The following is a 21,781-nucleotide window of genomic DNA, read 5'->3' as shown; positions in this document are numbered from 1 at the left end:
TCAGTCTTCGTCAACCCGCAGGATAGCAGTGTTATTCACCATGTCGAGTCAAACGTTTTAGCGTTAATAAAACCCGAAATCTGCAGGTAATCGCCGCGAAACAAATGATTGAAAATCGGCCAATCATGTATATCAGTTGTTTAGAAGCACGTTTAGTTTTCGGAACGGTTGGCCGACGTCTGGGCACGCTCGGCATTCCATGCAACAAGTGCCTCGTGGACTGCTTTGGCGACATCGGCCGGAACGCCTCGAACTTCTGCAATCTCCTGCTCGCTTGCCGCGCGCAAACGCTTCATCGAGCCAAAATGGCGCATAATGGCACGTTTTCTGGTGGGTCCCACGCCTGGAACGTCGTCAAGCACCGAAACCGTCATAGCCTTATCGCGCAACTCGCGGTGGAACGTAATTGCAAATCGGTGGGATTCATCGCGAACCTGCTTGATTAGATAAAGCGAAGCGGAGCCGGTCGGCAGCACGACGGGAGTCTCGTCCCACGGCACGAAAACCTCCTCATCGGCCTTTGCTAAGCCACAAACTGGTATATCGAGGCCGAGCGCCTCAAGTTGCTTAATTGCAGCGGTCAATTGCGGCTTGCCGCCATCGACAACGAGTAAATCGGGGCGCGAGCCAAAGCGCTCGTCCGCCATGCGCTCAGGAGCATAGCGACGTCCCAGAACCTCGGACATCGATACGAAGTCGTTCGCCTCGTCCAATTCGGCCTGAATTTTAAAGCGACGATACTGGCCCTTGTCGGCACGGCCGTTGGTAAATACCACCATCGAAGCGACGGTAAAGGTGCCGTGCAACGTCGAGATATCGAAGCACTCGATGCGCAACGGCGGCGCAGGCAGCGCCAGCGCACTTTCGAGCTCCAGGAGCGCCTGATTGGTGCGATCGTCAGCATACCCCGTACGCATCATGTAGCGCATGAGGGCATGGCGCGCATTTTTGGAAGCCATATCGAGCAGGCGGTGCTTTTCGCCACGCTGCGGCCTATGGAGATGGCAAGAGCGCTCGCGCTTGCCCGCAAGCCACTCCCCCAACGCTTCGGCATCCTCAAGCTCGACAGAGAGATTGATCTCGGCTGGAATATCAGCCGTCTCGTCGTAATAGCGCTTAAGAAAGCCCGATTGAAGCTCTTCCTCGTCGACGTCTAGGCCTTTATCGAGGATGAACTCACAAGTTCGAACCGTTCGGCCCTCGCGAACGACAAAGACGCAGGCGGCAGAGATAGTCTCTTCGCGATAGAAGCCGATGACATCGATATCGACGCTTGATGGAAAAACGACCTGTTGGCGATCGTCCAGGCCTCTAATGACTTCCAGACGACGCTTGACGCGCGCTGCACGCTCAAAATCGAGCGTCTCGGCTGCCTCCGTCATCTCGGACGTAAGCTCGTCGACGACATCCTTGCGATGGCCCGACAAGAAACGTTCGACACGCTTGACGTTCTTGGCATAGTCGGCAGGGGAAATCGCGCCGACGCATGCGCCCGGCCCGCGCCCGACATGGTAGTCAAAGCAGGGACGCCCGTTTTGCGCGCAAATCATATTGACGATGTCTTCTTCGCCCTTATGAGATTCGACGATGCGGCGGCAGCGGCGCCATTCCGCACAGGATGCCGAGCAAATAGGAATAACCTTGCGTAGCGTATCGATGGTCTCACGTGCCGCACGGCTATCGGTATAGGGGCCAAAATAGCGCGTTCCCGGTTTATGACGCTCTCGCGTGTATTTAATAGCCGGAAACAGGTCGCCCTTGGTAATGGCGATAAAGGGATAGCTTTTATCGTCTTTGAGATCGACGTTAAAGTACGGATGGTACTGGCCAATCAGATTGCGCTCGAGCACCAGTGCCTCGTGCTCGGTCTCCACCACGATATAGTCGAAGCTCGCCACCAGCTGCATCATGAGCGGGATCTTTTGACGCTCGTCCTGCAGCGTCACGTATTGACGCATACGGGCACGCAAGTTTTTTGCCTTGCCCACATAGATGACATCGCCCTTGGCATCTTTCCAAAGGTAGCAGCCGGGTTGCGTGGGAACGCGCGAAACCTGTTCGGCAAGTGTTGGAATGTTGTCGTGACCTGCCACGCGCACCTACTTGCGACGAAGCAGCGCCGAGACCTCGGGCATCTTAAAGACGAAGGCAAGGCCAAAAGTTACAGCGAGCGAGACGACGCCTGCAACACAAACGTAGCCCAGGGTAATTAGGATCGAGCTGCCAAGCACTCCGAAAAAGTGCTCGAGTGCCCACATGACGCCGGCGCCCGCGGCAGCGCCCAAGCCACCGAACAGTAGGCCGAAGAAACCGCCGTGCAGGATAGACTTGACCTGAAGGCCATGCAGACGACGGCGCAGCCACCACAGTGAGCATCCGACCAAAACCACGTAGTCAACGACGTACGAAAGCGCAATTGCCGGCATACCGTAGCCCAGCACCACGCCAAACAACAGCACCGAACCGGCCTGACCGATAGCGGAGTACAGGCAATAGCGGCTATAAGGTTTCATATCGAGCAGGGCCGAGAAGCTCTTCTGCATCAGCACGACCACGCCGTAGAGCGGCAGGGAAAGTGCCAGATAGATAAGGAACTCCGACACCAGCGCCACACCGGATTCATCGAACTTGCCGGCGCAGTAGATCATGTTGAGCGGACGGGCGAAGACGATCAGGTACAGCGCAAACGGAATCAGGAAAAAGAGCATCTGGGCGACACCGCGCGAAATGCCCGTGCGGACGCTGTCGTAATCCTTCTCCTGTGCATCGTGAGACAGTTCGGTATAGAGCGCCGTCGAAAGCGAGGCGGCGATCAGCGCATAGGGCAATGTGTACCACAGGCGCGCATATGCGATGACGGAAGGGCCGGTCTCGGGCTGCACCACCAGCGCGGCGGCATTGGTAATGGAGGTCGAGACAAACATGCACACCGTGGCGAGCAGCGTCGGGATACCAAGCGCAATCGTCTGTCGCAGCGCGGGGTCCTTAAAGTCGATATGGATATGAGGATGTACGCCATGCTTGCCAAGCGCGGGAATCTGGCAGGCCATCTGGACAAAAACGCCGAGGGTCGTACCAGCTGCGATCAAGATAATACCGGCCTGCTCGCCAAATTGTGCAGACACGGGAGCAAAGCCCATAAAGCTGGCGATGACGATGACATTGTTGAGAACCGGGGCAAACGTCGACCAGAAGTAGTCGCGGTGTGCGTTGAGAACGCCCGAGAACACCGAGCCCAAGCCATAAAACAGAATTTGGATAGCAAAGAAGCGGAACATGAACGCAGCGGTATCCATGCTGCCCCCATCGCCCGAAAGGAACGACTGCGTCCAAATAAAGCCGGGAGCAAACACGGTGCCCAGCAGCGAGATGCCGCCCATCAGCAGAAGCAGAATACCGAGCAGGTTGCCGACATACTCGTTCGATGCCTCGCGGCCCTGCTCGCGCCTCACGCCCATATACACCGGCAAAAACGCCGTAACGAGCATGCCGCCCATCACGAGCTCGTAGAGCATGTTGGGCAGGTTGTTGGCAACCTGATAGGAGGACGAGAGCAGCGACATGCCGATGGCGGCCGCCATGGCCCACGTGCGGATAAACCCGGTGACGCGCGACACGATGGTCAGCACGGTCATGAGGCCAGCAGAACGACCAACCGTGGAGTAGTCCGACGAACCCATATCGTCTACGTCGTCCTGAGAGTCCTCATGAACCTCATCTTGTGGCAGTAAATCGTCCACGACGGCAAAGGAGCCGGTCATCGCAAAGGGGTCGTCAACCAAAACGGCGTCATCAGCAGGTGCGGCGTCATCGCTGTTCGGCATGTTGTTACCGGATACGGCATCATCATCGAATATGGCATGGTCGCCAAACACCGTGTCAACTTCATTGGCGGCGACGGTTCGGGCAGAAAACGACAGAGGGTCCCAGTCGTCATCACCGTCGATGGCCACGCCCTCGACGGGATCGGTCGAACCAAGCGGCGACCATTCGTCATCCGAAAGAAGCGGTTCGCCATCATCATGAGCCGCGGGTTTGGCGGAACGAACGGCAGGGGCGCTCTGCGGCGCGCTCTTTCCCTGGGCCGCCATCAAAAACACCGCCGTCTCATCGGGACGCGGCGCACGAGGAGCCTCGGAGGCGATCGGCATCACGCTGGCGCTCGATTGAGCGGCGGCCAAAAAGACAGCCGTCTCATCGGGACGAGCCGAAGAAAGAACCGTACGGGGAAGCGCCGTGCCGGCACCGGCGGCACGCAAGTACACGGCCGTCTCGCCCGGGTCAGCGGCAGCAGACCAGGCGCGTCGAATCTCGTTATCGAACGAAGCGGCCTCGGGCGCGGGCGCCTGAGGAGCCGACCCTTTTGCAAAGTGAGCTCCGGACTTTGATTCTTCCTGCGGCATCGCTCAGTCCTCTCTCGTGATCGGGGCAACCGTCGCCCCGCAAAATGCAACTAAGTCATCGGGAGCAAGCTCAAGCTGATAGCCGCGCTTGCCACCCGAGATAAAAATGGTATCCCAAAGGACGCATGTCTCATCGATAAGCGTCCGGAATCGTTTTTTCATACCGACCGGACTGCAACCGCCGCGGACATACCCCGTCGCGGCAAGCAAATCTTTGACATGCATCATGGTCAGCGACTTTTCGCCTGCGGCGCGCGCGGCGGCCTTGAGGTCGAGCTCGTCAACAACAGGAATGCAGCACACGACATGGTCGTTGGACGGCGTCGTGCAGACCAGAGTCTTAAATCCCTGACCGGGCTCCTCGCCGAGCTGCTCGGAAATCGCGACGCCCAGACCTGACGATTCATCGCCATCGTCTTCGTACGTATGGAGAACATAGGAGATGCCGGCGCTTTCCAGCTCGCGCATCGCATTGGTTTTTGGCGTCTTAACAGCCTTTGCCATGGCACATCCTTTCCCTTGCAGAGCGACGCAAAGATTAAGTATAGGGCCAATTCCGCCGCATATGCCATCTCGACACACAGAAGCGCCACCGAATCAGAAGGAATCGGTGGCGCGTCGGTACTACAACGTCTCTTTACTGCGCGTCGAGCTGCGCCTGACGCTCACGGTCACGCTTGAGCAGCGGCGCCAAGAACTTGCCCGTGTAGCTCTGCGAACATGCCGCGACTTGTTCCGGCGTGCCTGAAACCACGACGGTTCCGCCGCCATTGCCGCCCTCGGGGCCCATATCGATCAGGCGGTCGGCAACCTTGATGACATCAAGGTTGTGCTCGATCACCAGAACCGTGTTGCCCGCATCGACCAGGCGTTGCAACACGTCGAGCAGCTGGCGAACATCCTCAAAATGAAGGCCGGTTGTGGGCTCGTCCAAAATGTAGAACGTCTTGCCTGTCTGACGACGATGAAGCTCCTTGGCGAGCTTCACGCGCTGCGCCTCGCCGCCCGAAAGCGTCGTAGCGGGCTGGCCCAAGCTCACGTAGCCCAGACCCACGTCATATAGGGTCTGCAGCTTGCGCTTAATCTGCGGGATATTCCCAAAGAAAGCCAGTGCTTCGGTGACACTCATGTCGAGCACGTCCGAGATTGTCTTGCCGCGGTAGGTAACCTCGAGTGTCTCGCGGTTATAACGCTTACCGCCACATACCTCACAGGGGACATAGATATCGGGAAGGAAGTGCATCTCGATCTTGATCTGGCCATCGCCCTTGCACGCCTCGCAGCGACCGCCGCTTACGTTAAAGGAGAAACGTCCCGGCGAGTAGCCGCGCGCCTTCGACTCCGGCGTGCTTGCAAATAGCGCACGCAGATCATCCCACAGGCCAATATAGGTCGCAGGGTTCGAACGCGGCGTGCGACCGATCGGTGACTGGTCGATATCGATTACCTTATCGATGCACTCGATGCCCTCAATCTTCTTGTACGGCCCCACGGGACGCGTCGAACGATGAATGGCATTCGTAAGAGCGGGCGCAATCGTATCGGTGACCAGGGAGCTCTTGCCCGATCCCGAAACACCGGTAACGACCGTGAGCGTACCGAACTCAATCTTGGCGGTAACGTTTTTGAGGTTGTTAGCGCGGGCACCCGTGATCTTAAGACAGCCACGGCCGGGCTTGCGGCGCTCATCGGGCACGCGGATCATCCGCTTGCCGGTCAAATAGGCACCCGTCATGGAATCGGGGCACGCCATGATATCGGCAGGCGTTCCCGCGGCGACCACGTGTCCACCGTTAACGCCCGCACCGGGACCCATATCGATCACGTAGTCGGCAGCGCGAATTGTATCTTCGTCGTGCTCGACGACGATAACGGTATTACCGATATCGCGCAAGCGCTCGAGCGTCTTGATCAGGCGCTCGTTATCGCGTTGGTGAAGGCCGATCGACGGCTCGTCCAGAATGTACAGAACGCCCATGAGGCCGGCGCCGATCTGCGTTGCCAGGCGAATGCGCTGGGCCTCACCGCCGGAAAGCGTCGCCGAGGCACGATCGAGCGTCAGATAGTCGAGTCCGACGTCGACCAGAAAACGCAGGCGCTCCAGGATCTCCTTGACGATGCGCCCGCCGATAAACCGCTGACGCTCGGTAAGCTCCAGGCCCTCAAAAAACTCGAGCGACTCGCGACACGACAGGCAGCAGACATCGTAAATGGACTTGCCGCCTACGGTGACGGCAAGCATCTCGGGACGCAGGCGAGCACCGTGACAGCTCGAGCATGGCTCTTCGCGAATGTATTTCTCCAAGCGAGCCTTGGTGTTCTCGTTCGTCGTCTCGCTGTAGCGCTCGTACAGGATGTTGCGCACACCCGAGAACTTAGTGTCCCACTGGCTGCGACGCCCGTCGAGCTTTTGATAGTCGACCGAAATCTTCGTGTCGCCCATGCCATCCAAAAACGCACGACGCACCCGCGGGGGCAGGTCTTCCCATGGCGTATCGGCACTCACCTTAAAGTGTTTGCAGACCGCGGCAAAAATCTGCGGATAATAGTTGGAATTTCCGAACAGGCTGCCAAAGACTCCGTCGGCAATCGACTTTGAGGGGTCTTCAATCAGCGCCTCGGCATCGACTGTCTTTTTAAAGCCCAGGCCATCGCACTCGGGACATGCGCCATAGGGCGCGTTGAACGAGAAATCGCGCGGCTGCAGGTCGTCGATGGAATGCCCGTGCTCCGGGCACGCCAGTGCCAGCGAATACTCCAGCAGCTCGCCCTCGGTTCCCTCGGGAGCGTCGCGGTCGGGCAGCATGTACACGTTCACGTTACCGTGCGCCAGTGCCGTCGCCTGCTCAACGGACTCGGCAATGCGACCCAGGGAGTTCTGTCGAATCACGATACGGTCGACCACGACCTCAATGTCGTGTTTGAACTTCTTGTCCAGGTCGATAGGGTCGTCAAGCGAGCGCACCTCGCCGTCGACGCGCACGCGGCTAAAGCCCTCCGCACGCAGGTCCTCAAACAGCTTGGCATATTCGCCCTTGCGTCCACGAACCACCGGCGCCAACACAAACGCGCGACGGCCCTCCCCCGCCGCCAGCACCTTATCGGCGACCTGATCGGTCGTCTGACGTTCAATGACACGACCGCACTCAGGACAGTGCGGCGTTCCCACGCGAGCAAACAGCAGACGCAGATAGTCGTAAATCTCGGTTACGGTGCCCACCGTCGAGCGTGGGTTTTTGGACGTCGTCTTCTGATCGATCGACACAGCCGGCGACAGGCCGTCAATCGAGTCCAGATCGGGCTTGTCCATCTGGCCCAAAAACTGACGTGCATAGCTCGAAAGGCTCTCGACGTAACGGCGCTGGCCCTCGGCATAGATGGTATCGAACGCCAGCGAGCTCTTGCCCGATCCGGAAAGACCGGTTATGACCACGAGCTGGTCGCGCGGAATGGAAACATCGATATCGCGCAGGTTATGCTCGCGCGCGCCGCGAATAACGATAGAAGAATCAGACATGGAAGCTCCTTGCCTCCTACAACTTCAAATCACACTGACGATGAGTTTAGCGCACTCGACGCGCACAGATGTTCGTAATACAAGATTCGCAGACCTTTTGCGTTGCCTGACGCCGCAGGCTGCACGCTCGGACCGTACTTTCGAATACCGTCGATCACCTACCACGCATCATGAATGACTCCCGCTCGCAAACGAGGGTACAATGACGCTCGTGTCACATCGTGGGATCCTGGTCCCAATATCATTCATAAGGAGTCTTACATGGGTTGCGAGCACGCACAGGCAGCCGGCGGGCAAACGTCGCCGTCGCAATTTGAGGAGAATACGCTGTCCGAGGTCAAGCGCGTTATCGCCGTGCTTTCTGGCAAGGGCGGCGTCGGCAAGTCATTCGTCACCGGCGCCATCGCCACGGAGCTTTCCCGCCACGGCCACAAGGTCGGCGTCCTCGATGCCGATATCACCGGCCCCTCTATCCCCAAGATGTTCGGCATGAGCGGACGCCATGTCCATGCCCTCGGCAACCTTATGCTTCCCGAAATCTCCGAGCACGGCGTCAAGGTTATGAGTTCTAACCTGCTACTCCAAAACGAAACCGACCCCGTCCTCTGGCGCGGTCCGGTTATCGCGGGTGCCATCAGGCAGTTCTGGAGCGAAACCTCATGGGGCCCCATCGACTACCTGCTGGTCGACATGCCTCCGGGAACGGGCGACGTCGCCCTCACGGTCTTCCAGTCGCTGCCCGTCGATGGCATCGTCATCGTCACGAGCCCGCAGGATCTGGTCTCGATGATCGTCGCCAAGGCGGTCAACATGGCCGAGAAGATGAACGTCCCCATTCTGGGAATCGTCGAAAACATGAGCTATATCGAGTGCCCCGATTGCGGCAAGAAGATCGAAGTCTTTGGCAAGAGCAAGCTCCCCGAGGTCGCCGAGCGTTACAACCTCGAGATCCTAGGGCAGCTTCCCATCAATCCGGCACTCGCCGAGGCTTGCGATAAGGGCGAGGTTGAGACCGCACTGCCCGCACACATGCTGCCCCAGGCCGTCTCTGCCGTCGAGGCCATTGCCCCGCACGAGACCGCCGAGGCCTAAGTGAACACAAACGCCTCCTATAACGTCTTGGTAATCGGCGGCGGGGCCTCGGGTCTCGCCGCCGCCATTACGGCCGCACGCGCAGGCAAAAGCGTCTGCATCGTTGAGCGCGATGTTGCCTGCGGCCTTAAACTCCTTGCGACCGGCAACGGCCGCTGTAACCTTTCCAACGAATCAATTGATTTCCAGCGGTACAACCACCCCGAATTCGTCGAATCCATCATGGGTCCCCAGCCTGAGCAAGAGCTCGGCAGTTTCTTCTCCTCGCTGGGCATCATGACGACCTCCGAGGAGGGCCGGCTGTATCCGCGCTCCCTTCGTGCCGAATCGGTGCGCGATGCGCTTCTCAACGCTTGCAATCACCTGGGTATCACCTTGATCTGCGGAGCAAACGTTGCCTCGGCATTCAAAGCCCCCGAGGGCTGGGCGCTCCAAATAGACCGTCCCGCGCGAGCACTCAAGGCAAAAATGCACGACGACCGAAAATCGGAACTCCGCTCGCTTCGGAAGGCACTCGCCGACACCCCTCGCAAGAACGAGACGCTGCAGGCAAAGGCCGTAATTATCGCTACGGGCGGCAGCCCTGCCGACATCGCGAAGACGTTCAATCTTCCCCTCACCCCGCAGCACCCCGTCCTCTGCCCTGTGTCGGCATCGGTCTTCGGCGACCAGACTGCGCTCAAGACGCTGGATGGCCTGCGCGTCCGCGCCCGTTTGACGCTCACCCGCAATCACGAGGAGCTCTGGCGCGAAGACGGCGAAGTGCTCTTCCGAACCTTTGGCATCTCGGGCGTTGCCGCCTTTAACCTCTCCCGTCGCGTCCAGCGCGGCGACACGATTCTGCTCGACGTTTTCCCCGACCTCTCCAAAGACGAGTTGCTCGATATGCTCAACCAGCGAGTTGAGTTGCTCGGCGGCTTTTCACCCCGCGACCGCCGCTGGCTCGACGGCATGCTCGCCCCGCAGTTCTCTCACGTTGTCTGCACCGCATTCGAACAGTGCCACCCTGGGTCGTACGACGTCATCCATCTGGTCTCAATCCTCAAGCACTTTAAGCTGCTCGTCGAGGGAACGACAGAGGAGCGTTCGGCCCAGGTCACGCGCGGCGGCGTGCCCATCGAGAGCATCTCGGCTCCTAACCTCTGCGTGAGCAACGCGGCAGGCGCCCCACTTTACATCTGTGGCGAGGCGCTCGACATCGATGCCGATTGCGGCGGTTTCAACCTTGCGTGGGCTTGGATCTCGGGTATTCGCGCTGCAAGCAGCCTATAGCCGCGCAGTCTATAATCAAAACGCATTCGGGCCGTCTGGGACACCGGGCGGCCTCTTTCTTGCATCTAAGGAGACCTCGATGATCGAAATCACCCAAGTCCACGCGTCACTCGATGAGGCCGGCGATGAAACCGCCTGCCTTGCTATTGGCAGACGCGCCGTCAAACGAGCCCTGCGATGCGAGGGTTCCCAGATTAAAGCAATTGAGCTCCATCGCAAGTCAATCGACGCCCGTAAAAAGCTAGATGTTCATTTTATTTTGAGCTTTCGAGTTGAGCTGACAAGCTCCCGACTCGAGCAGGAGTTGGTCGGCCGCGTCGCCGAGCGCGACCGCTCGCGCATCCGCATGGTAGGCGGCGAGGCTCCTTCATTCCCCAACCCTGTCCCGAATGCACCCAAGGGGCGTCCCGTCGTTGTCGGCGCCGGCTGCGCCGGTCTCTTCGCCGCCCTGACCCTTGCCGAAGCGGGCCTTAAACCCCTGCTCATCGAGCGCGGCGACCCCGCACTTCGCCGCTCGGAAGCGATTGATCTCTTTCTTAAGGAGCGCACCCTCGACCCCGAAAGCAATATCCAATTTGGCCTGGGCGGCGCAGGGACCTTCTCGGACGGCAAGCTCAACACGGGAACCAAGAATCCCGCCCATCGACTGATTCTCGAGACCTTCGTCGATGCGGGATCACCTCGCGACATCCTGTGGGATGCCAAGCCGCACATTGGCTCCGACATCCTCCCCGCCGTCGTCACCAACATTTCTCAGCGCATCGAGCAACTCGGCGGAACCGTCCGCTATCGAACAAAGCTCGTCAATATTCGAACCGATGGATCTGGCGCCATTACCGGCGTCGATGTCCAAACGCCCCAAGAAACCGCAAGCGAGACAATCGCCACAAAGCACCTCATTCTCGCCTGCGGCCATTCCGCCCGCGACGTATTCGAGCTTCTCAAAAAACATAACGTTGCCCTCGCGCAAAAGACCTTTGCCATGGGTGTGCGCATCGAGCATCCACAGCGCGACATCGACCGTGCCCAATATGGCCCTTCGGCGGGGCACCCGGTACTCGGAGCAGCCCCCTACAAGCTTGTCGCCCATCTCCCCAACGGCCGCAGCGTGTTCTCGTTTTGTATGTGCCCCGGCGGACAGGTTGTCGCGGCTTCTTCCGAGCAGGGCCATCTGTGCGTCAACGGCGCCAGCCTCAATGCCCGCGACGGGCGCAACGCAAATGCCGCCCTACTCGTTAACGTCACACCTAACGACCTTCCCGGCGATGATCCGCTCGCGGGCATTGAGCTCCAGCGCGCCTGCGAGCGAGCCGCCTATCGCCTGGGTGGCTCCAACTGGAACGCGCCGGCACAGCTCGTCGGAGATTTCCTTGCGGGGCGCGCCAGCACGGCGCCCGGAAAGGTAAAACCAACCTATCCACTTGGCGTGACCTGGACGGCGATCGACGATACCCTCCCGCAGCATATCGTCGAATCGCTTCGTTTGGGAATCCCTCTGCTCGGCAAGAAACTGCGTGGCTATGACCGTCCCGATGCGGTTCTCACTGGCGTGGAGACGCGTTCGAGCTCCCCGGTCACCGTCACCCGCGATCGAACATGCCACGCCGCGTCGACCCCGGGTCTTTACCCTTGCGGCGAGGGTGCCGGATATGCCGGCGGCATCATGAGTGCCGCCACTGACGGCATCCGTTGCGCCGAGGCGCTGATAGCAGACCTCTAGTGCACGAACCCCCGCGTCCGAACGACACAGGCCCCGAGCTCCACAGGGAACTCGGGGCCTGTTCGCTACTTCCTGAATCGCGCACCCTGGCGTTTTCTGCCCGAAGCAAAGGTAGAGCCCTTGCGAGCCTGTGAACGCAAACGCTCGATCGTTTCGTCCTCAGATGCGCCCTCAAGCATCACCCGAATCTGAACGACGGCATCGCGCAGACGTGCCGCCTCCTCAAAGTCCATGGCGGCGGAAGCGTTACGCATGTCTTCCTCCATGGTCTCGACGATCCGTACGAGCTCGTCATGCGGTAGCCCTTCCAGCTGCTCGGCAAGCGTCTGCTCGGGTGCCACCGTCTCCGGCGCGGCGCCCTCGCCGTTTTCGTCGGGTGTATAGAACGCACCGTGACCCAGCGAATCGCCCCTAGAGCGTCCCTTCGAGCCCACAGTCTTTTCGGCCTCGGCAATAAAGCTCGAAATGTCGTTAATGGCCTTGCGGACCGTCTTGGGCACAATGCCATGCTCTTCGTTATATGCCATCTGAATCTCGCGACGGCGCTGCGTCTCCTCGATGGCTTCTTTCATCGAATCGGTCACAACGTCTGCATACATGATGACCTCGCCGTCGGCATTACGGGCCGCACGGCCAATCGTCTGAATCAACGAACGGCGATTGCGCAAGAAGCCTTCCTTGTCAGCGTCGAGAATTGCCACCAGCGAGACCTCGGGAAGGTCTAGACCCTCGCGGAGCAGGTTGATGCCAACGAGAACATCAATCTTTCCCTCGCGCAGCGTTCGCAGGATCTCGACACGGTCCATCGTCGCTGTATCGGAGTGCATGTAATTGACCTTAATGCCGGCATCAAGCAGATGGTCGGTCAGGTCCTCGGCCATGCGCTTGGTGAGCGTGGTCACCAGCACGCGCTCCTTGCGGGCAACGCGCTCGCGAATCTCGTCCTCAAGATCGTCAATCTGCCCACGAACCGGACGCACATCGATCTTGGGGTCGAGCAGGCCGGTCGGACGAATGATCTGCTCAACGTCGTTCTGGCTCACCCGCAGCTCATAGTCGCCCGGCGTGGCCGAAACGTAGATGAACTGGGGAATCCTCGCCTCAAACTCATCGAAACGAAGCGGGCGGTTATCGAGTGCCGAAGGCAGACGAAAGCCATGCTCCACCAGCGTCACCTTACGCGAGCGGTCGCCTTCGTGCATGCCGCGGATCTGCGGCACCGTTACATGGCTCTCGTCGATGATGCAGAGCATGTCCTTAGGAAAGTAATCGATCAGGGTAAACGGCGGCTCGCCCGGTTTTCGACCGTCCAGATGACGCGAGTAGTTCTCGATACCGTTACAAAAACCCATGGTCTCGAGCATCTCGAGATCATAGTCAGTGCGCTGCTGTAGACGCTGCGCCTCGAGCAGCTTATCAGTCGCCTTGAGCTCGGCCACACGCTTCTCGCACTCTTCACTGATTGATTTCAGAGCCGCTTTGACCTTAGGCTTTTCAGTCACGTAGTGCGAGGCCGGCCACACGGGAATGGCCTCGTACTCACGCAGCATCTCGCCGGTAACCTCGTCGATCTCGGCAATCAGCTCGACCTCGTCGCCAAAGAACTCAAACCGCAACGGGTGCTCGGCATAGGGCGGATACACGTCGACGACATCGCCGCGCACACGGAAGGTACCGCGTGCCAAATCATAGTCATTGCGATCGTACTGGATATCGATAAGCGCATGGATAAAGTCATCGCGCTCGAGCGGCACCTTCTTGTCGACGTTCGGAGCTAGGCCCGCATAGTCCTCGGGAGAACCGATGCCATAGATACACGAGACCGATGCGACGACGATCACGTCGCGTCGAGAAAGCAGCGATGCGGTCGCCTGATGTCGCAGCATCTCGACCTCTTCGTTAATCGAGGAATCCTTCTCGATATACGTATCACTCTGCGGTACATATGCCTCGGGCTGATAATAGTCGTAGTACGAGACGAAGTAGACCACGGCGTTGTTGGGAAAGAATTCCTTGAGCTCGCTCGCAAGCTGGGCGGCGAGGGTTTTATTGGGAGCCATGACCAGCGTCGGCTTCCCCAGGGCCTCAATAGTCTTAGCCATCGTGAAGGTCTTGCCCGAACCAGTCACGCCCAGCAAAACCTGATAGCGATCTCCGTCCCTCACGCCCTGCACAAGCGACTCAATGGCCTTAGGCTGGGAACCAGCGGGCTCGTATGGAGACACGACCTCAAACGGCACCTCAGAGCCCTCAACGCCAAAACGTTTGAGCTCTCCTCCAACACGCTCAACTTCAAATTCCGCCATGGATACTCCTAACTCATATATCTGCAGTATACGCAGGCGGCGGGCATAGTCCTATACGAACCGATCGGGATAGAGGGTCTTGTAGCGAACCCAGGCATTATTGACACGAATCAGATACGCCTGCGTCTCGGGAAAGGTGATTGCATTATGAAGCGACGTGCTCTGCTGCGCCCATCCGTCGACATTGCCCATGCCGGCGTTATAGGCGGCAATGGCACTGTCAGTCGACCCGTTAAAATACGTTAGAAGATACGAAAGATACGCACAGCCAAACTCGATGTTCGTAGCCGGATCGTTAAGGTTGTCGGCCGAATACTCGCCACCATCGACAAGACCCTTGGCAATCATATCCTGGGCAGTCTCGGGCATCAGCTGCATCAGCCCCCGAGCACCTTGATTCGACTCAGCCTCGGGATCCCAATTCGATTCCGACTTTATGACAGCACACACCAGATATGGATCAAGATTGTGCGAAATGCTCGATTGCTTTACATATGCCTCGTAGTCAATTGGATACAAAGGCTTAAAGAAGGCGGCAGGAGCATACGAGTAGACGAGCGAAATAAGGCCGAAGACGAACACAACAGCAAGTGGCGCCACGCGATACCACGTAAAGAAACGTGTCTTAGGCATCGTCCTCCTCCTTATCCACTACATCCGCGAAGCCATGGCGCGCAAGCCATGCGTCCAGTTGTTCAAAGAGCGAATTATCGCCTGCCGCATTATCGATTACCGTCGTAGCGAGATGGCAAAGCGAAGCCTCATCAGGTTGGCATGCAGAGCGAGCATCAAAATCAGAGGACTCCATACCACGATGGATGGCACGCTCGCGACGAACTGCTAAAGGAGCGCTGATAACCAGAATTTCATCAGCCAGCCCAAAAGCATCCTCAAACCCAGTCGGGGCAGAAACCTCGACAACCGCAAAGGGATAACGGGGGGACGAAACCGTGCAGCAAACCGGATCAAGAATCCTCAGTGACAGCTGTTCGATGAGAACCGGATGAACGATGCCGTTGAGCCGCGCAACTGTATCAGGAGAGGCGAAAGCTCGAACAGCGAGGACATCGCGGCGAATGCCGCCCTCCCCGTCTAGAATGTCCCAACCGAATTCTTCCGCGAGGGCATTGACGATATCGGAGCCTGGCACATACAGCGATTTGGCGAGCTCGTCCAGATCGATAAGCATGGCGCCATGAGATTCGAGATAGCGGCAGGCAGTAGACTTACCCGAAGCAATATTGCCCAAGACAAATACGGTAAACATCAAACCCTCCCCAACGCCAATGGGAGTTATTATCGCGCAAATAGAAAGCGACAGTTCAAAAAACAGCCAAACAGTAAGAGAGTCAAAGGAAGGACCCGTTCACAAGACACAGCTTATATATAACGCAAAAAAAGGGGGAGGCCGCGAGGCCTCCCCCTTCTTCAAGTCTTGCGACGGCTCGGTGCCGTCCACCGGTCAGCGGCGCCCTGGCCTCCCACGGGCTGGCCCCGCAGTACTCTCGGCGCGATGGGGCTTAGCTTCCGGGTTCGGAACGGGACCGGGCGTGCCCCCCATGCTCTGGCCGCTGACCGGTGGGCGGCGCCCACCGTTACGGTGTCCTGGGTCTCATCTACGTGCCCTGGGGGCCGCATGGCGCATAGGAGGAGTCGACTCGGGGGCATCCTCGTGCCCGGACCGCGCGCGTGAGCGCTCAGTCCCGCGGGCCGCGAGGTGCGGTTCCGGAAGAGCTCGGGCGATTAGTGCGGCTCGGCTGAGGACGTCGCCGTCCTTGCACCTGCCGTCTATCGACCAGGTAGTCTACCTGGGCCCTTACCGGAAGGAGAACTAATCCCTGGAACGGCTTCCCGCTTAGATGCCTTCAGCGGTTATCCGCGCCGCACGCGGCTACCCGGCCGTGCCGTTGGTCGACAACCGGTTCACCGGAGGTGCGTCCACCCCGGTCCTCTCGTACTGGGGGCAGCCTCCATCGATTCTCCTGCGCCCACGGAGGATAGGGACCGAACTGTCTCACGACGTTCTGAACCCAGCTCGCGTACCGCTTTAAACGGCGAACAGCCGTACCCTTGGGACCTGCTCCAGCCCCAGGATGCGATGAGCCGACATCGAGGTGCCAAACCTTGCCGTCGATGTGGACTCTTGGGCAAGATCAGCCTGTTATCCCCGGAGTACCTTTTATCCGTTGAGCGACGGCCCACCCACTCGGGGCCGCCGGATCACTAGAGCCTGCTTTCGCACCTGCTCGGCTTGTGGGCCTCGCAGTCAAGCCCGCTTGTACTCTTGCATTCAAAAGGACGGTTGCCGACCGTCCCGAGCGGACCTTCGCGCGCCTCCGTTACCCTTTAGGAGGCGACCGCCCCAGTCAAACTGCCCGCCTGGCACGGTCCCCGAGCCGGTTGACGGCCTCGGGTTAGGACGCCGGTCGCGCGAGGGCAGTATTCCAAGGGCGGCTCCCCGGGGGCTGGCGCCTCCGGATCGATGCCTCCTGCCTATCCTCTACACGCGGGACCAGCGGCCAATGCCAAGCTGCAGTGAAGGTTCACGGGGTCTTTCCGTCCTTCCGCGGGTAAGTCGCATCTTCACGACCAGTGCAATTTCACCGGGTCCATGGTCGAGACAGCGCCCAAGTCGTTGCGCCTTTCGTGCAGGTCGGAACTTACCCGACAAGGAATTTCGCTACCTTAGGACCGTTATAGTTACGGCCGCCGTTTACCGGGGCTTGGCTTCGGGGCTTCGCCTTGCGGCTAACTCCTCCGCGTGACCTTCCGGCACCGGGCAGGCGTCAGACCCTATACGTCGCCTTGCGGCTTCTGCAGAGTCCTGTGTTTTTGGTAAACAGTCGCTTGGGCCTCTCCACTGCGGCCCGCCTCCGCTCCCGGAGCAAGTCCGTTCACGTACGCGCGGGCACCCCTTCTCCCGAAGTTACGGGGCCATTGTGCCGAGTTCCTTGACCATGGTTGACCCGATCGCCTCGGTATGTTCTACCCACCCACCTGTGTCGGTTTGCGGTACGGGCGCGCACGCGCCTGCCTAGGGGTTTTTCTAGGGACCTCGGGCTCACTCGCTTCGCTCAGTCGCTTCGTCCGGAGCCTCGCCCTCGTGCGGACCGGATTTCCCTGGTCCGCGGGCCGCGCTCCATCACGGGGACGTCCAGAACCCCGCCGAGCCACCCCCATCCGTCGCCCCGTCGGTCGTAGCGCCGCGTGCGCGGTGCAGGAATGTCTGCCTGCTGCGCGTCGGCTACGCCTCCCGGCCTCGCCTTAGCCCCCGACTGACCCTGGGAGGATTAGCCTTGCCCAGGAAACCTCGGGTTCACGGCGGACGAGTTACTCTCTCGTCTCTCGCTACTCATGCCAGCATTCTCACTCCCATGCGCTCCACCGCCGGTCGCCCGGCGGCTTCACCGCCCATGGGAAGCTCCCCTACCGATTCTGAAAATCAAAATCCCGCCGCTTCGGTGTCCAGCTTAGCCCCGTGTATTGTCGGCGCATGTCCACTCGACCAGTGAGCTGTTACGCACTCTTTGAATGGATGGCTGCTTCTAAGCCAACATCCTGGTTGTCTGGGCGGACGCACATCCTTTGCCACTCGGCTGGAACTTGGGGACCTTAGCGGGCGGTCCGGGCTGTTTCCCTCTCGAGCACACAGCTTAGCCCACATGCTCTGACTGCCGCGCTCTGGGCCGCCGGCATTCGGAGTTCGGTTGGATTCGGTAGGCGGCGAAGCCCCCTCGTCCATCCGGTGCTCTACCTCCGGCGGTGAACGCGCGACGCTAGCCCTAAAGCTATTTCGGGGAGAACGAGATATCTCCGGGTTTGATTGGCCTTTCACCCCTATCCGCAGGTCATCGCCGCCGTTTTCAACCGACGTGCGTTCGGCCCTCCACGGGGTCTTACCCCCGCTTCAGCCTGCCCACGGATAGCTCACCCGGCTTCGCGTCCGCGGCGCGGGACTCAAGTCGCCCTGTTAAGGCTCGCTTTCGCTACGGCTCCCTTTCGGTTAACCTCGCCCCGCGCCAGCGACTCGCTGGCTCATTCTACAAAAGGCACGCCGTCACACCCCGAAGGGTGCTCCGACTGCTCGTGGGCGCACGGTTTCAGGTACTGTTTCACTCCCCTCCCGGGGTGCTTTTCACCTTTCCCTCACGGTACTGGTGCGCTATCGGTCACAGGGTAGTACTCAGGCTTGGATGGTGGTCCACCCAGGTTCGGACCGGGTTTCACGTGCCCGGCCCTACTCAGGGACCGCGTCGCGCCGTCCGGTCTGGGTTCGCGTACGGGGCTGTCACCCGCTGCGGCCGGCCCTCCCATGCCGTTCCGCTCCCCAGCCGGACCTGCGCCCGGGGGCGGCAGCCCCCGGATGCGCGGCCCTGCAACCCCGCCGGCGGAACCCCTGCCGGGTATGCCCGCTCGACGGTTTGGCCATCGGTCCCCTTTCGCTCGCCGCTACTCGGGGAGTCTCGAGATTGATTTCCTCTCCTCCGGGTACTTAGATGTTTCAGTTCCCCGGGTTGTCCTCCCGGCCCCTATGTGTTCGGGGTCGGGATATCCGTACTGCTACGGATGGGTTCGCCCATTCGGAGACCCCCGGGTCGAAGGATGTGTGCTCCTCGCCGGGGATTATCGCAGCTTGCCGCGTCCTTCATCGGCTCCCTGTGCCAAGGCATCCGCCGTGCGCCCGTGGTATCTTGCGGGACCGCACTCGGGCCCGCGGGATATCCACGTGTCGCTAAAATTAATTAATCGATATCATGAATAGCGCTCGTATGTCGCAATTCGGGTATCTCATACCGCGGCACAGTGTCCTCACTGTGCTCGCGATCAGATGCTCCTCACTCATTAATAAGTGAATTCTTCTTGTTTGGATCGGATGAATGATTGCTATCATTCTGTCTGATAAATCGCAGAAAAGAATCGAGTCTGGAAGAATGATCTTCCATCTCTCTCCTATCGCTATGCGGCTCTCAAGGTACGCGGGTGCGACCCCGGGGACCGGGTGCTGCGGGGACTTCCCCCGGGCGACATCCACCGGACGGGCTCCTGCCCTCTATTCGAGTTAAGTTGATCTCTCTAGAAGATTTATCTCCCTAGAAAGGAGGTGATCCAGCCGCACCTTCCGGTACGGCTACCTTGTTACGACTTCACCCCCCTCACCCTCCACACCTTCGGCGCCTCCCCCCTTGACGGTTGGGCCGGCGACTTCGGGTGCAGACGACTCGGGTGGTGTGACGGGCGGTGTGTACAAGGCCCGGGAACGCATTCACCGCGGCATGCTGATCCGCGATTACTAGCAACTCCGACTTCATGGGGGCGGGTTGCAGCCCCCAATCCGAACTGGGGCCGGCTTTCCGGGATCCGCTCCCCCTCGCGGGGTGGCATCCCTCTGTACCGGCCATTGTAGCACGTGTGCAGCCCAGGGCATAAGGGGCATGATGACTTGACGTCGTCCCCGCCCTCCTCCGCCTTGACGGCGGCGGTCCCGCGTGGGTTCCCGGCATCACCCGATGGCAACACGCGGCGGGGGTTGCGCTCGTTGCGGGACTTAACCCAACATCTCACGACACGAGCTGACGACAGCCATGCACCACCTGTATGGGCTCCTCTCGGCCACGGGGTCTCCCCCGCTTCACCCATATGTCAAGCCCTGGTAAGGTTCTCCGCGTTGCTTCGAATTAAGCCACATGCTCCGCTGCTTGTGCGGGCCCCCGTCAATTCCTTTGAGTTTTAGCCTTGCGGCCGTACTCCCCAGGCGGGACGCTTAATGCGTTGGCTGCGGCACGGGGGGATCGTCCCCCCACACCTAGCGTCCATCGTTTACGGCTGGGACTACCAGGGTATCTAATCCTGTTCGCTCCCCCAGCTTTCGCGCCTCAGCGTCGGTCTCGGCCCAGAGGGCCGCCTTCGCCACCGGTGTTCCACCCGATATCTGCGCATTCCACCGCTACACCGGGTGTTCCACCCTCCCCTACCGGACCCAAGCCGCGGAGGTTCCGGGGGCTTCGGGGGGTTGAGCCCCCCGCTTCGACCCCCGGCCTGCCGGGCCGCCTACGCGCGCTTTACGCCCAATGAATCCGGATAACGCTCGCCCCCTACGTATTACCGCGGCTGCTGGCACGTAGTTAGCCGGGGCTTCTTCTGCAGGTACAGTCTTGACTCTTCCCTGCTGAAAGCGGTTTACGACCCGAAGGCCTCCGTCCCGCACGCGGCGTCGCTGCGTCAGGGTTCCCCCCATTGCGCAAGATTCCCCACTGCTGCCTCCCGTAGGAGTCTGGGCCGTGTCTCAGTCCCAATCTGGCCGGTCGGTCTCTCAACCCGGCTACCCGTTGTCGGCACGGTGGGCCGTCACCCCGCCGTCTACCTGATGGGCCGCGGAGCCATCCCCTCCCGTCGGGGCTTTAGCCGGGGTGCCATGCGGCACCCCGGGGTATCCGGTATTACCCGTCCTTTCGGGCGGCTATCCCGGGGGAGGGGGCAGGTTCTCCACGTGTTACTCAGCCGTTCGCCACTCGCTTCCACCCGGAGGTGGGTGCCGTTCGACTTGCATGTGTTAGGCGCGCCGCCAGCGTTCATCCTGAGCCAGGATCGAACTCTCCGTCCAAAATATCTGGGCTTCGAGCCCGTCCGGTCCTCTCAGTCCATCGCTGATCGGTTCCGTTCGATTCATATGGTTCTGTATAGGAAAAGGAATTTCTCGGGGCCGCCTCTCGGCGGCCTTGCGAAAAACAAATCCAAGTTAGACCATTTCAAATGGTTCGATGTCTGCCCGGATGCGACACAACTGGTGTGTCCATCCTCGCAGTATCCGGTTCTCAAGGTGCACGCCTGGCGGCTGATCCGGTCCGACCGGGCCGCGCGGCAAGGAGATATATTGCCAGACCGGAGGGGCGCCGTGGGCGGGAATCGCGCACTCCATATTTTGTTCACAAATGAATTAGCTGGCTCCGAGTTGCTCAGAGTCACACATTTGGTCATAAACCATGGACAGACCGTATGACCTCGGGAATCTTGCTGTCCACTGTAGACATAGCATCTTTATACCCTCGTTGGTCTCCGCTAATTAACCCGTCATAAATTGAAGGACAACGTTAACAAACCTATAAAACGCCTGCGGGGGCTCTATCTAATTAGTGATAGAGCCCCCGCAGGCGGAGCGAATTTGATTGAAACAATGCCCCTTAATTGATTTACTGGAAATAAGGAGCAAAAGATCCGTCCGGATAAACGTGGCGACAGAACCCTGGAGCCGACTGAGCGCCACCAGAAAGCGACATAAGCAAAAAGATCGGATCTACCTCACCGCGGACGACAACGATGCCCTCGACTAAAGCCAATCCGAACACACCTAAAACAGATAGTGTAAATGTCGGTTTGTATATCGCAAAAAAGGGGGAGGCCGCGAGGCCTCCCCCTTCTTCAAGTCTTGCGACGGCTCGGTGCCGTCCACCGGTCAGCGGCGCCCTGGCCTCCC

At 59.7% G+C, this 21,781-nt stretch carries 11 protein-coding genes and 3 rRNA genes; 3 read left to right on the top strand and 11 right to left on the bottom strand.

Features of this window, described 5'->3' with window-relative positions:
• Positions 1-152: 152 nt before the first annotated feature.
• From uvrC to uvrA, 4 genes are all read right to left on the bottom strand, one after another.
• Positions 153-2,093, bottom strand: a complete 1,941-nt coding sequence (gene uvrC, locus AQ996_RS05690; protein WP_316242507.1) for an excinuclease ABC subunit UvrC — start codon at positions 2,091-2,093, stop codon at positions 153-155.
• A 6-nt stretch (positions 2,094-2,099) separates the two neighbouring features.
• Positions 2,100-4,403 carry a murein biosynthesis integral membrane protein MurJ gene (gene murJ, locus AQ996_RS05685; protein ID WP_253274610.1) on the bottom strand — a complete coding sequence of 768 codons (2,304 nt, stop codon included), beginning with the start codon at positions 4,401-4,403 and terminating at the stop codon, positions 2,100-2,102.
• 3 nt (positions 4,404-4,406) lie between these two features.
• Complete coding sequence (ybaK, locus tag AQ996_RS05680) at positions 4,407-4,907, bottom strand: Cys-tRNA(Pro) deacylase (RefSeq protein WP_055251819.1); 501 nt, start codon at positions 4,905-4,907, stop codon at positions 4,407-4,409.
• Between the two features lie 133 nt (positions 4,908-5,040).
• Positions 5,041-7,920 (bottom strand): excinuclease ABC subunit UvrA, encoded by a 2,880-nt coding sequence (gene uvrA, locus AQ996_RS05675; RefSeq protein WP_055251817.1) that lies wholly within the window; start codon positions 7,918-7,920, stop codon positions 5,041-5,043.
• A gap of 261 nt (positions 7,921-8,181) precedes the next feature.
• On the opposite strand from uvrA, the gene AQ996_RS05670 reads away from it, so the two are divergent.
• The 3 genes from AQ996_RS05670 (at position 8,182) to AQ996_RS05660 (ending at position 12,004) form a co-directional block, all read left to right on the top strand.
• Positions 8,182-9,012, top strand: coding sequence for an Mrp/NBP35 family ATP-binding protein (locus tag AQ996_RS05670; protein WP_055251815.1), 831 nt, complete (start codon positions 8,182-8,184; stop codon positions 9,010-9,012).
• Positions 9,013-10,284 carry an NAD(P)/FAD-dependent oxidoreductase gene (locus tag AQ996_RS05665; protein ID WP_055251813.1) on the top strand — a complete coding sequence of 424 codons (1,272 nt, stop codon included), beginning with the start codon at positions 9,013-9,015 and terminating at the stop codon, positions 10,282-10,284. It begins immediately after the preceding gene.
• A 79-nt stretch (positions 10,285-10,363) separates the two neighbouring features.
• Positions 10,364-12,004 (top strand): NAD(P)/FAD-dependent oxidoreductase, encoded by a 1,641-nt coding sequence (locus AQ996_RS05660; RefSeq protein ID WP_055251811.1) that lies wholly within the window; start codon positions 10,364-10,366, stop codon positions 12,002-12,004.
• Positions 12,005-12,069: 65 nt separating this feature from the next.
• Here the strand turns inward: AQ996_RS05660 and uvrB are convergent, their stop codons facing one another.
• From uvrB to AQ996_RS10015, 7 genes are all read right to left on the bottom strand, one after another.
• Positions 12,070-14,310, bottom strand: a complete 2,241-nt coding sequence (uvrB, locus tag AQ996_RS05655) for an excinuclease ABC subunit UvrB (RefSeq protein ID WP_055251809.1) — start codon at positions 14,308-14,310, stop codon at positions 12,070-12,072.
• 51 nt (positions 14,311-14,361) lie between these two features.
• Complete coding sequence (locus AQ996_RS05650; protein WP_055251807.1) at positions 14,362-14,943, bottom strand: lytic transglycosylase domain-containing protein; 582 nt, start codon at positions 14,941-14,943, stop codon at positions 14,362-14,364.
• Positions 14,936-15,577: a dephospho-CoA kinase gene (coaE, locus tag AQ996_RS05645; RefSeq protein ID WP_055251805.1), complete on the bottom strand. Its 642-nt coding sequence runs from the start codon at positions 15,575-15,577 to the stop codon at positions 14,936-14,938. Before coaE ends, AQ996_RS05650 begins: the two co-directional genes overlap by 8 nt.
• Before the next feature lie 193 nt (positions 15,578-15,770).
• Positions 15,771-15,886 (bottom strand): 5S ribosomal RNA (rrf, locus tag AQ996_RS05640).
• A 147-nt stretch (positions 15,887-16,033) separates the two neighbouring features.
• Positions 16,034-19,007, bottom strand: a 23S ribosomal RNA gene (locus tag AQ996_RS05635).
• Positions 19,008-19,404: 397 nt separating this feature from the next.
• Positions 19,405-20,911 (bottom strand): 16S ribosomal RNA (locus AQ996_RS05625).
• Together the 16S, 23S and 5S rRNA genes form the textbook arrangement of a ribosomal RNA operon.
• Before the next feature lie 586 nt (positions 20,912-21,497).
• A partial coding sequence (locus AQ996_RS10015) for a hypothetical protein (protein WP_216594998.1) occupies positions 21,498-21,781 on the bottom strand: 284 nt, incomplete at its 5' end.

The sequence above is a fragment of the Collinsella aerofaciens genome, from assembly GCF_001404695.1.
GTDB lineage: Bacteria > Actinomycetota > Coriobacteriia > Coriobacteriales > Coriobacteriaceae > Collinsella > Collinsella aerofaciens_E.
The sequence above is the reverse complement of the archived record's forward strand: the minus strand, read 5'-3'. Positions and strand labels throughout refer to the sequence as shown.